Below are 222 nucleotides of genomic sequence, written 5' to 3'. Positions count from 1 at the left end.
ATCAGACATGATGGAAGAGTTCCTGATGGTCAGAAGAGGTGTTGAAGGTGGTGGCGTTGGCAGCGAGGCCTTGTGGCAGCTTGGCCAGCAACGCCGGCACCTGCGCAAAGGTGTCGAAGCGCGCATGAGGGATCTGGTGGGCGACGCAGTACTCGGCGAGGCTGCCCTTGGCGAACACGAAGTCGGCGGTGGAGGCCACGCACATGTCGGACTTGCCGTCGC

Annotated in this window: 1 pseudogene; it reads right to left on the bottom strand. The window is 62.6% G+C overall.

Annotated elements, in window-relative coordinates:
- Window position 1 precedes the first annotated feature (1 nt).
- Window positions 2-222 (bottom strand): annotated as a pseudogene (locus E1K68_RS28165) (2,3-diketo-5-methylthio-1-phosphopentane phosphatase); the annotation flags it as partial.

This window comes from Pseudomonas sp. B2021, assembly GCF_018135665.1.
GTDB lineage: Bacteria > Pseudomonadota > Gammaproteobacteria > Pseudomonadales > Pseudomonadaceae > Aquipseudomonas > Aquipseudomonas lactis.
Note: the sequence above shows the minus strand (reverse complement) of the source record. Positions and strands in the feature narration are given on the sequence as shown.